This is a genomic window from Bacteroidota bacterium (genome assembly GCA_013360915.1).
Lineage (GTDB): Bacteria > Bacteroidota > JABWAT01 > JABWAT01 > JABWAT01 > JABWAT01.
In genome coordinates this window covers 55,451-69,593 of sequence record JABWAT010000012.1, presented here as the reverse complement: position 1 = coordinate 69,593, position 14,143 = coordinate 55,451, and the positions used below count along the sequence as shown (strand labels likewise).

General features: G+C 50.8%; 11 protein-coding genes. 8 read left to right on the top strand and 3 right to left on the bottom strand.

The window, feature by feature from the left end:
- Positions 1-101: 101 nt before the first annotated feature.
- Positions 102-1,325, bottom strand: coding sequence for a phosphoserine phosphatase SerB (gene serB / locus HUU10_12165; protein ID NUQ82357.1), 1,224 nt, complete (start codon positions 1,323-1,325; stop codon positions 102-104).
- Between the two features lie 158 nt (positions 1,326-1,483).
- Between serB and HUU10_12160 the strand changes: the two genes are divergently transcribed.
- The 5 genes from HUU10_12160 to HUU10_12140 all read left to right on the top strand — a co-directional run bounded on the left by HUU10_12160 (position 1,484) and on the right by HUU10_12140 (position 7,347).
- Positions 1,484-2,599 carry a histidinol-phosphate transaminase gene (locus HUU10_12160; GenBank protein NUQ82356.1) on the top strand — a complete coding sequence of 372 codons (1,116 nt, stop codon included), beginning with the start codon at positions 1,484-1,486 and terminating at the stop codon, positions 2,597-2,599.
- Positions 2,600-2,917: 318 nt separating this feature from the next.
- Complete coding sequence (gene hppD / locus HUU10_12155) at positions 2,918-3,997, top strand: 4-hydroxyphenylpyruvate dioxygenase (protein NUQ82355.1); 1,080 nt, start codon at positions 2,918-2,920, stop codon at positions 3,995-3,997.
- A gap of 236 nt (positions 3,998-4,233) precedes the next feature.
- Positions 4,234-5,223 carry a fumarylacetoacetate hydrolase family protein gene (locus HUU10_12150; protein ID NUQ82354.1) on the top strand — a complete coding sequence of 330 codons (990 nt, stop codon included), beginning with the start codon at positions 4,234-4,236 and terminating at the stop codon, positions 5,221-5,223.
- 123 nt (positions 5,224-5,346) lie between these two features.
- Positions 5,347-6,087: a class I SAM-dependent methyltransferase gene (locus HUU10_12145; GenBank protein ID NUQ82353.1), complete on the top strand. Its 741-nt coding sequence runs from the start codon at positions 5,347-5,349 to the stop codon at positions 6,085-6,087.
- Positions 6,088-6,270: 183 nt separating this feature from the next.
- Positions 6,271-7,347 carry a homogentisate 1,2-dioxygenase gene (locus tag HUU10_12140; protein NUQ82352.1) on the top strand — a complete coding sequence of 359 codons (1,077 nt, stop codon included), beginning with the start codon at positions 6,271-6,273 and terminating at the stop codon, positions 7,345-7,347.
- A 418-nt stretch (positions 7,348-7,765) separates the two neighbouring features.
- On the opposite strand, the gene HUU10_12135 is transcribed toward HUU10_12140, so the two are convergent.
- Positions 7,766-9,751, bottom strand: coding sequence for a Zn-dependent oligopeptidase (locus HUU10_12135; GenBank protein NUQ82351.1), 1,986 nt, complete (start codon positions 9,749-9,751; stop codon positions 7,766-7,768).
- A 70-nt stretch (positions 9,752-9,821) separates the two neighbouring features.
- Positions 9,822-10,367 (bottom strand): NifU family protein, encoded by a 546-nt coding sequence (locus HUU10_12130; GenBank protein NUQ82350.1) that lies wholly within the window; start codon positions 10,365-10,367, stop codon positions 9,822-9,824.
- Positions 10,368-10,518: 151 nt separating this feature from the next.
- Between HUU10_12130 and amrB the strand changes: the two genes are divergently transcribed.
- Genes amrB through HUU10_12115 form a run of 3 tightly spaced genes read left to right on the top strand, consistent with a single transcriptional unit; the run spans position 10,519 to position 14,086 of the window.
- The gene (gene amrB / locus HUU10_12125) at positions 10,519-11,388 is read left to right on the top strand and encodes an AmmeMemoRadiSam system protein B (protein NUQ82349.1); all 870 of its coding nucleotides are present in this window, start codon (positions 10,519-10,521) and stop codon (positions 11,386-11,388) included.
- Positions 11,388-12,311, top strand: a complete 924-nt coding sequence (locus tag HUU10_12120; protein ID NUQ82348.1) for a DUF2520 domain-containing protein — start codon at positions 11,388-11,390, stop codon at positions 12,309-12,311. The genes amrB and HUU10_12120 overlap by 1 nt, the downstream gene beginning before the upstream one ends.
- Complete coding sequence (locus tag HUU10_12115; GenBank protein ID NUQ82347.1) at positions 12,308-14,086, top strand: hypothetical protein; 1,779 nt, start codon at positions 12,308-12,310, stop codon at positions 14,084-14,086. The genes HUU10_12120 and HUU10_12115 overlap by 4 nt, the downstream gene beginning before the upstream one ends.
- Positions 14,087-14,143: the final 57 nt, after the last annotated feature.

Below are 14,143 nucleotides of genomic sequence, written 5' to 3'. Positions count from 1 at the left end.
AACTGGAATTCAACAACCAGGTTGTAACGAAAAAATTAACCCTCGTGAAGTAACACCCACTCCGGAACCCCGATCCGGTCTGTCCGGGTCGGGGCTTCTATTTAATCGCCGTTCAGGTCCCGGTCTCTGATTCCCATCAGATAGAGAATCCCATCCAGTCCGATGGTGGAAAGCGCATGCGAGGCCGATTGTTTTACCAGTGGCTTTGCACGGAAGGCAATTCCCAGACCGGCAGCAGCCAGCATGGGCAAGTCATTGGCCCCATCTCCCACTGCAATCACCTGCTGCAGATTGATTCCTTCTTTTTCCGCGATCAGTTTCAGGCAATCCGCTTTCCGGTTGGCATCCACAATCTCGCCCAGCACCTGTCCCGTTACTTCGCCATTCACAATTTCCAATTCATTGGCGAAGACATAATCGATTCCCAGTTTTTTCTGCAAAAACCGGCCGAAATAGGTGAATCCACCCGAAATGATGGCAGTTTTATATCCCAGTGATTTCAGGACGGAAATCAGACGCTCGGCCCCTTCATTCAGTTGAAGGGAGTGGGCAATGTCATCGAGTACATCTGCCTTCAGTCCTCTGATCAGGGACAGCCGCTTAGAAAGACTCTGGCGATAGTCCAGTTCACCGCGCATGGCAGCTTCTGTTATTGCCGATACCTGATCACCCACACCGGCTCGTCGGGCCAGTTCATCGATCACCTCGGTGTTAATCAGCGTTGAATCCATGTCAAAGGCCACCACCCGCCGGTTACGCCGGTACCGGTTTTCCTCCTGGAAGGCAATGTCAATGCCCGATTCATGGGAAAGGTCGAGGAACGCAGCCTTCATCTCACGGTGATTCATGGGTTCGCCGCGTAAGGAAAATTCGAAGCAGGCGCGGGGCATCCGGTCTGTTTCCTTCAGCGGAGGCCGTCCGGTCAGTCGGGTGATGACATCGATATTTAATCCGTTCCGGCTGATGATTCCGGTCAGTTCAGCCACATGAGAGGCTTCAATCCATCGGGCAAGCAAGGTGACCGTGTACCGCTTTTTTCCCTGTCCGGCCACCCACTGAGAGTACCGGTCTTCGGTGACTGGTGTGAATTTCAGGGTGACACCCAGTTCAAAGGCTTTAAAAAGCAATTCCTTCATCACATCATGCGGATTCAGCAGATCCTTCCGGGGCATTTCAATCATCATTCCAAGTGAGAGGGATGAGTGAATCACCGATTGCGACATGTCAAGGATGTGAACGCCCGACTCTGCCATGACCGAACAAAGCGCATGAGTCAGCCCGGGGCGGTCTTCGCCGGTGACGGTGATGAGAAGGATGTCTTTCATGGTGTCCCTTTACACTGGAAAACCGGCGAAAATACAACCGGTGTGCGTGAATTGTCGACTTTTAAGCCAGTTAAATCAGGTGGCAGCCGGGGTGTCGCATCGGGGCCCCCTTGGGTGTATCTTTACAGAATCGCAATCTGACCAGACCAAATAAAACCATGACGCTCGTTCCTCATTACATCGAGAAACTCGAGCCGTACAAGGCCGGCGGTACCATTCAGGAAATCCGCCAGCGATTCGGCCTCGATCGTATCATTAAACTGGCCTCCAACGAAAATCCGTTCGGACCTTCACCCCGTGCCATTGAAGCCATGCAGCAGATCATGGGAGATCTGCACCGGTATCCCGACTCAGCCGGTACTGATTTGCGGGATGCACTGGCTGAAAAATTCAAGGTTAAACCCGGGAATGTGGTTCTTGGCAGCGGATCTGAAGGCATCATGTCCAACATCATGCGGACGTTTCTGGCTGAAGGTGATGAAATCATCACATCGGCGGGTACGTTTATCGGATTTAAGGTATTGGCCAATGCATCCGGCAAAAAAACCTACTGGGTGCCGCTGAACAATTACCGGTTCGAACTGAAGGCGATGATTCCTTACATCAGCCAGAAAACCAAAATCATCTATCTATGCAATCCGAACAATCCGACCGGAACCATTTTTACCCGCAGCGAATTCGATGCCTTTTACAAACACGTCCCCGATCGGGTCCTGATTATTCTGGATGAAGCATATTTCGAATTTGCACAATCTTCGCCGGATTACCCGGACAGCATGCATTACCGGTACGACAATGTGATCACCCTGCGCACCTTTTCCAAAGCGCACGGATTGGCTGGTGTTCGTGTCGGTTATGGCATGGCACATGACCGGTTAATCAGCAACCTGATGAAAGTCAAATTACCCTTCGAACCCAATACATTGGCTCAGGTGGCTGCTCTTGCCAGCATGAAGGATACTGGTTTTGTCGATACCTACCTCCGGACCAATCAGGAAGCGCTTGAACAGTTTTATAAACTTTTTGAAGAGTTGGATATTCCACACCTTCACAGTTATGCCAATTTTGTGACCATCGATCTGGGAACAGAAACGGCCGTTCAGGCTGTTCATCTCGGCTTGCTGAAGAAGGGAATCATGGTGCGTCCTTTGACTGCCTTCGATTTACCAACCTGTCTGCGCATTACCACGGGCTTGCCTGATGAAAATGCAGAATTTATCCGGGCGTTCCGCGAGGTGTATCAGGAAATGCTGGAGTCAGGAGACAGGAGATAGGAGTCAGGAGGAAGAATTCAGAATTCAGAATTCAGAATTCAGAATTCAGAATTCAGAAGCCAGGAGCCAGAATGCAGAATACGGAATGTCACCCTCTCCGCCGGAGAGGGAAGGTGTGTGGGTCTATTGAAAGTTTGCTTTGAAATACCCGCTCCCTTCGAGAGCCTCAGGGCCCGGGTATTTCTGTTCTCTGATTTCTGATCGCTGATCACTGGAAAAACCCTTTGGCTTCGAAACCCTTAGCCACCGGTTTTTTCCAATCACCATTCACTTGTATTGGCTCTTAACTTTTAACTCTTAACACTTAACTGAAAAAAAATGCAAGACCAACAAAATCCTCTCGGTGTCATCCGGCTTGACCATCTGGAATTCACCACATCCAATGCATCTGAGCTGATCGGATTATTTCACAGGCTCGGATTTTCTATCACGGCCACGTTTCAAAAAAACGGATTAAAAAAATGGCTGATGGAAACCCACAAATCTTCCTTTCTGGTGACGGAATCCTCGGCGGGAGATTACAATGAATCCTACCAGAAAAAACACGGAGGTGGCGTATCAGCTCTGGCCTTCCGTGTGGAAAATGCCGGACAGGCCTTCGATGAAGCCATCCGCCGGGGAGCAACCGAACGCCTTCCATTGCAAACGGTGACCGATCAGGGGCATACCTGGCGGTGGGCTGCCATTCAGGGATTCGGAGATGTGCTGAATATATTTATTGAACGATCCGACAAAGCACCCTTTGCTCCCGGATTTTCACCGTTTCATGATTCTGACGCATTACCGGCCGACCAGAATCCGGGTCTGATTCATGTCGACCATCTCACCAACAACGTTCCGCATGGGGAAATGAATAAATGGGTTGAGTTTTATCACCGGATTTATGGATTCGAGGCCGTCCGGTATTTCGAGATCAAAGGTGAGAAAACAGCCTTGCGCAGCAAGGTCGTCCGGTCTGCAAATAAACAGGTGACGATTCCCATCAACGAACCCTGGGGACCCGATGGAACCGATCAGGTCACCGAATTTATTCATCGGCATAATGGGTCGGGCGTGCAGCACATTGCACTGAGCTGTAAGCAAATCATTCCGACGGTAAAAAAATTGCGTGCGCAGGGATTTGAATTTCTCACACCACCGCCGCATACCTATTATGAGATGGCACCCAAGCGGGTACCAAACGTGAAGGAAAATCTGGCTGAACTGGAAGAAAACGCCATTCTGGTGGATGGTGATTCTGATGGGTATTTGCTGCAGATTTTTACAAAGGACCAGATCGGCCCCTCCTTCTTTGAAATCATTGAACGAAAAGGTCATGATGGATTCGGTGATGGGAATTTCCAGGCGCTTTTCGATGCCATCGAACGCGACCAGATGATCCGTGGTGTGCTGAAATAAAATGTGTATTTAAACGCAAAGACAGCAAAGAATTCGCAAAGATCGCAGAGTTTCTTGTATTGAAAACCAAAAAACCTTTGCGTCCTTTGGTATGAACCCTTGGCGTCTCTGCGTTAAAAGGAATTGAAACGCAAAGACAGCAAAGAATTCGCAAAGATCGCAGAGTTTCTTGTATTGAAAACCAAAATATCTTTGCGTCTTAGCGTCTTTGCGACCATATTAAAAAGAAAAACCCCATGAAACTCGTCACGTTTGAATTTCTCTGTCCCATGGGACGGATTTCCCGTCTGGGTGTCCTGTCCGGAACGTACGTTATCGATCTCAATTTTGCTTATACGCTGTTGCTGGCAGAAGACGGCGAAACCCGGCCGTATGAAGTGGCAGCTGCGCAGCTTCCTTCTAATATGCTCGATTTTCTAAAAACCGGCGACAATGGAATGGAAATCGCCCGGACGGTGCTCGATATTTTCTCGACACGATCCTACCGGAAACTGACCATCCGGGGTCCGCGGGAAGAAAAAATTGTCTGGAAAACCCGGGAAGTCCGGTTGAAAGCCCCGCTGCCCGAGCCCGTTTCCTTCCGCGATTTTCTGGCCTTTGAACAGCATGTCCGTACCGGTTATTCCCGCCGGAATCAGGAATTCCCATCGTTGTGGTATGAGTTGCCGGTCTATTACAAAGGAAATCCGAAAACCTTCATTGGTCCTGATACCGTGGTTCACTGGCCGTCTTTTACCGAAAAATTTGATTATGAACTGGAACTTGCCTGCGTCATCGGAAAAGCCGGAAAAAACATTCCGGTTGAAGAAGCCCATGAGTACATTGCCGGCTATTGTATTCTGAACGATTTTTCCGCACGTGATATTCAGATGCAGGAAATGAGTCTGCGCCTGGGTCCATCGAAGGGAAAAGATTTTGCCACAGCCATCGGACCCTGGCTGGTGACGCCCGATGAAGTGGGAAACAGTCGCGATTTAACCATGATTGCCCGCGTCAATGGCGAAGAATGGAGCCGTGGTCATTCGGGCTCAAGTCACTGGACCTTCGAACAGATGATCAGTCACGTCTCCAAAGATGAAATGCTTGTTCCAGGTGAACTCATCGGAAGCGGAACGGTCGGGACTGGCTGCGGTTACGAACTGGACCGGTGGGTGAAACCCGATGATGTGATTGAACTGGAAATTACCGGATTGGGGATTCTGCGAAACCGGGTCGTCCGGAATTAATCGTCGTCTGTTACACTTTTTTCCCGGATTTTCTTTTCAGTGCAAACATTCAAGCTTAAAACATTTCTGTCAAATTCTCTTCGGTCTCTTGGCTTGATCCGCCTTGCCGAGGAGTGCCGGTTTATGTTCAGTTACCTCCGGTATTTCAGGCGCAATCAGCAGGAATCCTTCGTCCGGAATCAACTCCTTCTGAAAATGTATCCGAACCGGCAGGTGTATGAAATTTTTGGCAAACTGGATTACCATCGTTTTTTTGCCAGCGGCGAGTTTGCTGCCCAATCCATCCATTCGGTCCTGAAACCATATTTTTCTGCAGAAAAACCGGCTGTTCTCGACCTGGGTTGCGGATTGTCACGGGTGCTGAATCCGCTGAAAAAATGGTACCCGGAGGGAACGTTTCACGGATGCGATCTGGATGGAGACATGATTCAGTGGAATGCCCGTCATTTTCCGGAAAACCACTATACAGTCAATCTGCTGGACCATCCGTTACCCTATTCGGACCAATCCTTTGATCTGGTATTTTCATTGTCCGTGGTGACTCATCTGGATGCAGACAGCATCCGGATTCTCTTCGGGGAAGTCAGCCGCATTCTGAAACCGGGTGGTTTTTATTTGTTCACGACTATCGATGATTTTTATGCCAGCCGGAATCTGTATGGAAAGGAACGGGAAGCCTTTTATGCCGGTCAGCCCGTTTTACGTCCTTATAAGGATGGAAGCCGGTTATTCACCTCTTACACACCCACCATCTGGATTATTTCCCAGCTTCCCGATTCATTAACCCTTCAGGTCCACCATCCCGGTGCTGATTTGCAGATTGCAGGCAGCCAGGATGTGTTGGTGGTCAGGAAGAAGGGATAGCAGGACTCCTCATTTTCCGCCCCCATCACGAACCGTTTGGCAACAGGGGAATGGATTAATCACAGTGTCGGATAAAGCAGGCTTTTATTCAAATCACAGATGCCTCACCTTCACCATCCTGTCGTGACATCGCCCTGGTTGAATTGTATATTCAGAAAAACAAGAAGAGGGGATTGACCACCCATGCAACATCTCAGAAAAGGACTGACCACCCGGCAGGCTCACGTGGGCGTGCCCGACGGAACATTTGAAGAAGAGCACGGACGCGAAGGATTTTTCGGTCCGGTTTCCCATTTGTATCACCAGAATTCACCCACCAACTGGCTGAAAATCAAAGGGGATTGCAGGCCATACTGCATCGATACCCGGAAAATGCCTTCAGCCGCCATGCCGGTTCCGTTTTTGTACAACGAAGACGTGGCACTGTATAAACATCAGCAGGTGACCGCCGACCTGTTCTGGTCCCGGAATGCCGATGGGGATTGGGTTCTGTTCATCCATGAAGGTCATGGATTTCTGGAAACCGATTACGGCCCGCTGACTTTTCACCGCGGCGATTATCTGGTTATTCCACGGGGAACGACTTACCGGCTGGTTCCTGAAGAACCCTGTTACCTGCTGATGATTGAAAGCCGTTCCTCCATTCGTCAACCCGATCGCGGACTGCTGGGACAGCATGCGTTGTATGATCCGGCGGCGATTGAAGTCCCCGAACCCATTGCTTATGAAACAACCACGGATAAATACGAGGTTCGCATTAAGCGGAATGGTGAACTGACCTCGGTGTTTTATCCGTACCATCCGCTCGATGTGGTGGGATGGAAAGGAACCTTATATCCCTGGAAACTGAATATAAAAGAGTTCAGACCGGTCATGAGTCACCGTGGGCATCTTGCTCCGTCGGTTCATACCACCATGCTGGGCGATCACTTTGTGATTTGTTCCTTTGTGCCCCGGCCCCTCGAGGAAGACTACGATGCGGAACGGGTTCCCTTCTGGCACCGGAATATTGATTACGATGAAGTGATTTTTTACCACGATGGCAATTTCTTCTCCCGCGATGGAATTGAAGCCGGAATGGTCACTTTCCACCCGTTTGGTATCCATCACGGTCCGCATCCGAAAGCCTATGCCAATCAGCGGAAAAAGGACCGGACTGATGAATATGCCGTCATGATCGATACCCGTCACCCGCTGAAACTCACTCCTGAAGCCCGTGAATCTCTTTTCGAAGACTACTGGAAGCTGTGGCAGATGTGAAATACAGGAGACAGGAGTCAGGAGAAAGAATTCAGAATTCAGAATTCAGAATTCAGAATTCAGAATTCAGAATACGGAATACGGAATAAGGAATAAGGAATAAGGAATCCAGAATTTCACCCTCTTCGCCGGAGAGGGAAGGGGAGAGGGTCTATTGAATTTTTGTTTTGAAATACCCGCACCCTTCGAGAGCCTCAGGGCCCGGGTATTTCTATTCTCTGACCTTTGATCACTGAAAAAAACCAACTGTCATTCCGGCGCTGTGAATCCGGCCCAGACGGAGAAGCCGGAATCTTCTTCCCTGTAAGTTGGCCTTGCGTTTCCTTATCATTCATAGATCCCGGCTTCGGTCGGGATGACTCCGTTCAAAGGTTTTTCCAATCACCAGTCACCAATCCCCAATCACCAGTCACCCTTCTCACACTCCCAGGTCACGAAGAAACGCAGCGGTATCGGGTTTTCGGCCAAGAAAGGTTTCCACCAATTCCATCGGATCGCGGGTGCCACCCGGCTCCAGAATGGTCTCGCGGAATTTCAACCCGGTGGCGGGATCTGATGCGCCGGCCGATTCGAAAACGGACCAGATATCCTGTGCATACACCTTGGCCCAGAGGTAGGAATAATACCCGGCCGCATAGCCCGATAAATGACCAAAGGCTGCATGAAAGTAATTCCCGTCCTTCCAGGGAAAATGAGTCTGTTCCGATTTAAGCTGCTTCAGTACATCGGTGGTTGTTTTTTCCGGACCAGGGATAAACCCATCATGCAGGGTAAAATCGAGCGTTCCGTACAACAACTGAGATTGAGCAAATAACCCGGAACCCAGATTCCGGGCCGAGAGAATCCGGTTGAACAGATCAGAAGGAAACGGATCGCCGGTCTGGTAGTGGCGGGCGAAGGACGATACCGTTGGATAATCGTACAGAAAGTTCTCGAAAAATTGCGAGGGGGTTTCCACAAAGTCGAGCAGCACATTGGTGCCGGCATACGCTTGCAAGGGGGAGGTCGTTACCATGCCATGCAGCAAATGTCCGAATTCATGAAACAGCGTGTTCACATCCGAAAAAAGCAACAGAGAGGGTTGGGAAGGTGTGGTAGCCGGAAAGTTGCAAACCAGTGCAGCCACCGGTCTTTCATAATCCGCTCCCAGACTGATTCCGCTCACCAGCGGAAACATGGCGGCGTGGGAATATTTGTTTTCCCGCGGAAACAGGTCGAGATAAAAAGTCCCGATGGGCCGGTTGGTCTTCTGATCCACCACTTCAAACTGCCGGACTGTTTCATGCCAGACGGCCGGTGTGGTCACTTCACGGAAAGTCAGCCCAAGAATCGTTCCGTTGATCCGGAACAGGCCATCCAGAACTGAATTCAGTTCAAAATAGTGCTTCACTTCCTGATCGTTCACCGAATACCGGGTCTCTTTAATCCGGTTTGAATAAAAAGCAGAATCCCATTCATGAACCACCGCATCGGTCTGGCCGGTAAAGGATCGTTTTTCTTCAAGCAGTAATTGATAATCAGCCGAGGCCTTTTGCCTGACCTTTTCAGTCAGATCCTGTTCAAATTTCCAAACGGTTTCGGGTGTTTTGGCCATCCGGTCTTCGGTTGCATAAGCGGCATAGGACCGGTAACCAAGTACAGTGGCCAGTTCATGCCGTTTAATCAGTAACTGGTCGAGCAGGTCCAGGTTGGCTGGCCAGGCTCTTTGGTTATACAATCGCCAGAGTTGTTCGCGCCAGGGCTCCGACCGGCAATATTTCATGAACGGAACGTAGGAGGGGTAGCTCAGATCAACACGAAGCGTGCCATCGGCCTGTTTACGGGCTTCCACATAATCGGCTGGCAAACCCTCTGCCTCACCGATGGGAATGGCAAGCGAGGCGGAGGTGCTGTCGGCAATGTTTTTCTGGAAATCGAGTGACAATTTATCAATATCGATCCGGATGGATTTAAGCCGGTCCCGGTCGTCGGCTGTCAGATCGAATCCTGACCGCCGGAATCCCATGATCGTGTCATCCAGATAGCGTTTCATCACCCCGGTAAGTAACCTAGCCTCGCTGGTGGATTCGTAAGCTTTCACGACCTTGTACAGGTCTTCGTTAATCGCCAGTGTATTCAGCCAGGAAGAAAAGGCTTCGATGGCCTCGCGGCAGGCAGACCGGATTGCCTCCTGCGGATGGGTTTCTGCCATGAGATAGATGGGGTTAAATACCCGGTACACCGTGTGATACAACCGGTCGAGCGGAACCAGAACCGTGTCAACGGTCAGCGGGTCTGCTTTCAGGATGGATTTAAGCACACCATCGGCTTCTGCAAGGGTCACCTGAACCGCCTCGCCGACATGATCAGACGACAGCGATTGAAAGGGAATGGATTGATTAACCTGACGTAAAAAGGGATTCATAGTCGGATCGGAAAGGGTGGATGGAAACCCGGCTTCTGTTGGTAAAGCCGGGTTTGAAAAAGACAGGAAATCAGCCGGTGATCACTTCAATTTTGGGATCGACCGTGTGGCGCAACATGGCCTGAATGGCGTTGAGCGTTCCTGAAGAGGAACTCGGGCAGGATCCGCAGGCACCCTGGTACCGGATTTTCAACTGATATCCCTCCATGCCAAGCACTTCGAGCGAGCCACCGTCATTGGCCAGATAAGGCAGAACACGAACCTTCAGAATGTCCTTTACCTTATCGAGAAGAACATCTCCGGAAGAAGGGCCGGCTGTATCGGCAACAACCGATTCCAGGCCTGATACATCAGTCTTCTCAATGAGGGCCTTGATATCTCCCATGATCATGGACCAGGAAGCATCTGGATTTTTGGTAACCGTGACGAACTGATCCATGTAGAAAACCGATACCACATGCCGGTGCCCAAACAGGGCAAAGGCCAGCGGATCATTGGCCGCTGACTCACGGGTGGCATATGAACGGGTTCCCTTGGGAATCAGCACCTGATTCACAATAAATTTCAGGGCATCTGGATTGGGGGTGGCTTCAATATTGGTAACAGAAACAGTCATGATGGCTCCGGTCAGTCAGAAAAGGGTACAAAAGTAAACTTTCCACCCTAACAACTGAAACCGCCGGATCGTTCGATCTTTTAAAAATCCCCCAAATTGTGTTAGATTTGACGCTGACCATGAAGACTGCCAACAGGAGACCTATAAAACCATGAAAGTACAATCTGTCCGAAAACCCATCGCCTCCGGAAAACTCTATCCCGCCGACCCGGAAACCCTGCGGTCTGGTATTGAATCCATCCTGAACCGGACTGACCTGCCGGGAAAGGAAACCACCCGTCTGATCGTCGTCCCGCAAGGCCCGCTCGAAGACTGTGCCGATTTATATGCACGATCCTATGCCGTGGTCCGTGGAGACAAGTTCGATACGGTGGTGTTGCTGGCTTATTCCGAATCGGAGTTTTTTAATTTCATTTCCGTTTTTAACGGGGATGAATACCACTCTCCGCTGGGAAGCCTGAAAATTGACTATCAGATGCGGGATGAATTCGCCGATGAAGACGATGACATTTTCGTCAGCGACAAGGGGCATTTCAATCAGGATAGTTTCATTGAAATGCAATTGCCATTCCTTCAGGTGGCTTTGCAGCCCGGATTTAAAATTCTGCCAATTATTATTGGCAATCAGTCTAAAGAATTGTGTGATGAACTGGCCCACGCCATGGGAGAAATCCTGCATCAGCGGAATTGTCTGGTGGTGGTTTGCGGCGATATGATCAGCGAACCCGATGTACCCGACTATGAACTGGAAGAACGGATTGCAAAAATCAGAGCCACCATGCTCGATGGAAGCACCGATTTCTTTTTTACCCGTCAGTGGAAGGGACACTTTCTTGGCGGTGCACACGGACCATTTCACATTGCAGCAAAAGTTTCCAAAACGCTTAATTACAAGACATTGAACATTTACCGGTATTTCTCGCAAGTCGAAAAGTGGGAAGTGGGGGACCGTCAGGTAACTTATTTTTCCATGGCGTACTCCCGTGTGCCTAAGTCTGTCCATCAGGAGCAGACAGCCTGATGTCAGGAAAGGATTTCCGTGATTTTAAGGTAACCATCGTCGGTGCCGGGCGTCTGGGAAGTACGCTCGCCCGGCGGTTGTATGACCTCGGAAATCCGGCCTTTTCGGTTATTTCCCGCGATGCTGCCTGGCTTGAAACACTGGCTATCACCTCTCACCCGGTCAGTTTTTCAACAAGGATCGATAACCTGCACAGAGAAACAACTTTTCTGGTTCTGGCTGTGCCCGATGATCACCTGAAGGAAACAGTCTCTGCCTTGTCGCAGATTTTATTTTTTGACTGGCAGAATACAATGGTGGTTCATGTGTCGGGAGCGCTGGATGCCAGTGTGCTGGCCCCTCTGAAAAAACTGGGAGCAGTGACCGGGGCCTGCCATCCGATACAGACGTTCCCAACCAGAGATGAACCCGGTGACCGGTTCGATCACATTTATTGGGGGATCGATGCCCCCGCAGCCCACCTGAGACGATTGAAGGATTTTGTGCATGGCCTGGGCGGATCGCCGGTGGTGATTCCCGCCAGTGCCCGTCCCATGTACCATCTGGCTTGTGTCATGGTCAGCAATTACCTGGTCACGCTGTCGGCCCTGTCGGGCGATGTGCTGGCTGCTTGCGGGGTTAATCGTGAAGATGGCCGTAAAATGATGCTTCCGCTCATTGAAGGAACTCTCAGGGGACTCGAAGGCAGGTCTCCGGTGCAATCCCTTACCGGCCCGATTGCCCGGGGTGATGAATTCACCATCCGACAACATATTGACGAATTGGGTAATCAGTTGCCCCATCTGGTGCCGGTTTACGCCGAACTGGCTCTCGAAACCCTTCGTCTGGCCGTCAGGAAAGAAACGCTCTCTCCAGCCCAGGTTCAGGAACTGAACCACCTGCTGACCGATGCACTCAACCGTCACCGTCCGGATCGGGAGTGATGCGGATCGTTCTGATCGGTCTGTTGCTTGTCCCTCTGATGACCACTGGTCAGACCACCCTCCGTTATGATTACCGGCAGTTTCTGAAAACCTGGAAGACCGACTGGATGGCCTCGGGAATCCATCCCCTTCTTGACTGGTCGGTGAACTGGCAGTCCGTTGTCAATGAGACCACCACCCGTCAGCTTCGCGATGAAGTCTCTGCATCTTTTCTGGGATCCTACCCGCTGATTGATTCCGTTTCCGCCATCGTTCGGATGGAGGGGCTGAGTCTGTGGCAACGTCAGGATGGGCCGGTCAGTACCAGTCATGACTGGAAACCGGCTGCCGGTCTGCAATGGATCGGGGAAGGACATTCCACCGCCGGCGGGGCCGGTATCTGGATGGTTTCTCAATCCAATCAATCCCTGTCGGGTCCTTCTCTCTGGCTGAATCATGAATCGCGCCTGGTGGCTGCCGACCGGTTGGCCATCGACCTGAGTGGATCCCATTACAGCAGCACCGCCGACCGTCGCGGATTGAAGAAACAGCAGGTGAGCCTTGCCTTAAGTGATCCGGTTATGCAGGCCTTCGATATCAGATACACCCGGTCCGTGAATGAACGGGATTTTGTGACCACTCTCGTCACATCGGGGTATCAGCTCGATCATCGTGAAGAAACCACCGATCAGCTGACCGCCGGATTCACCCTGCCTCTTTTCTTTTCAGATCTGACGTTGGCTTTTTCGGGATCCTGGAAAAACCGGCAGATTGACCGGAAGACCGATCTGGCCGGACCGCAAAACCCAAATTACCAGGTTCTGGCAGGTGAAACGTTTACCGACTGGAATCTTTCATGGCAACCGGGGCCGTGGCAGGTCGGACTGATGGCTCAATTGGGCGAGGGAAGTGATTCCTACGGCCTTCTCGAAACGCAAGGCCTGGCAGGATTGAATGAATCCATCCAGTCGGAAAAACTAAAAAAACGTAACATCAGCAACCGGTTCATCCGGCTGGTTCAATCAACCACCTGGTCGTCGGGCGATTGGTCATGGAAGTCGGGCCTGTTAATTTCCCGTGATCAGCTGTTTAATCCGAACAACAATTCCCTCGATGACCGTGATGCAGGAACCATCGGAATCAGTCAGGGGGCTGTCTGGAAGGGAACTCAGCACCGGTTGTCGGGCGGAATAGACTATCAGCAGACCCATCAGGTGTTTATTCACCGCGACCGCTCGGGCGATAACTACCGAAACCACTATGTGCGGTTGATGTGGGAAGCCGATAACCAACTGTCTGAAGATGTGGCCAATTCAGTTAAAAGTCTGCTCAGTTCACAACTGAGATTCTTTGACTATGATGCCAATTTTCTGGTTCCGAAAAGCTTTGTTCTCCGGACGCTGACGGTTGAAGATTCACTCCGGATTTCCATACTCAATGAAGTTTTTATTCTTCGCGCCCTCTGGACCGAGACTCAGCAGGGAACACTGAACACGGAAACATTCCGTCAGTGGCCAACCCGGCGGTTATGGGGACGAATGGCAGAAGCGGGCTGGCTGATGGTGCCTGCGGTTTATGTGGGCTACCGTCTGTATATCCAGGATCAGGACAGGTGGCAATCAGAAACCTGGCAGTTGGTACAATCCATCCGCCAGCAGGGAGTGCTGTTTCGCCTGTTCTCGGCCGGAGCACGGCTGGATCTGTCGGCTGATGGCTGGCTGATGCAGCAATCCGATGGAGAAACCCGTGCGCGGTGGTATCCGACCCTGACCTTCCGGGCTGGTTATCGTTTTTAAAACCGGATTGGTTGCATCTGCATAATCTTCAATCGTATTTTCAATCACCACAACAAT

Excerpts from the sequence above, each read along its gene's own strand:
- serB (NUQ82357.1), bottom strand. The coding sequence starts at position 1,325 with ATGAAAGACATCCTTCTCATCACCGTCACCGGCGAAGACCGCCCCGGG.
- HUU10_12160 (NUQ82356.1), top strand. The coding sequence starts at position 1,484 with ATGACGCTCGTTCCTCATTACATCGAGAAACTCGAGCCGTACAAGGCC.
- hppD (NUQ82355.1), top strand. The coding sequence starts at position 2,918 with ATGCAAGACCAACAAAATCCTCTCGGTGTCATCCGGCTTGACCATCTG.
- HUU10_12150 (NUQ82354.1), top strand. The coding sequence starts at position 4,234 with ATGAAACTCGTCACGTTTGAATTTCTCTGTCCCATGGGACGGATTTCC.
- HUU10_12145 (NUQ82353.1), top strand. The coding sequence starts at position 5,347 with ATGTTCAGTTACCTCCGGTATTTCAGGCGCAATCAGCAGGAATCCTTC.
- HUU10_12140 (NUQ82352.1), top strand. The coding sequence starts at position 6,271 with ATGCAACATCTCAGAAAAGGACTGACCACCCGGCAGGCTCACGTGGGC.
- HUU10_12135 (NUQ82351.1), bottom strand. The coding sequence starts at position 9,751 with ATGAATCCCTTTTTACGTCAGGTTAATCAATCCATTCCCTTTCAATCG.
- HUU10_12130 (NUQ82350.1), bottom strand. The coding sequence starts at position 10,367 with ATGACTGTTTCTGTTACCAATATTGAAGCCACCCCCAATCCAGATGCC.
- amrB (NUQ82349.1), top strand. The coding sequence starts at position 10,519 with ATGAAAGTACAATCTGTCCGAAAACCCATCGCCTCCGGAAAACTCTAT.
- HUU10_12120 (NUQ82348.1), top strand. The coding sequence starts at position 11,388 with ATGTCAGGAAAGGATTTCCGTGATTTTAAGGTAACCATCGTCGGTGCC.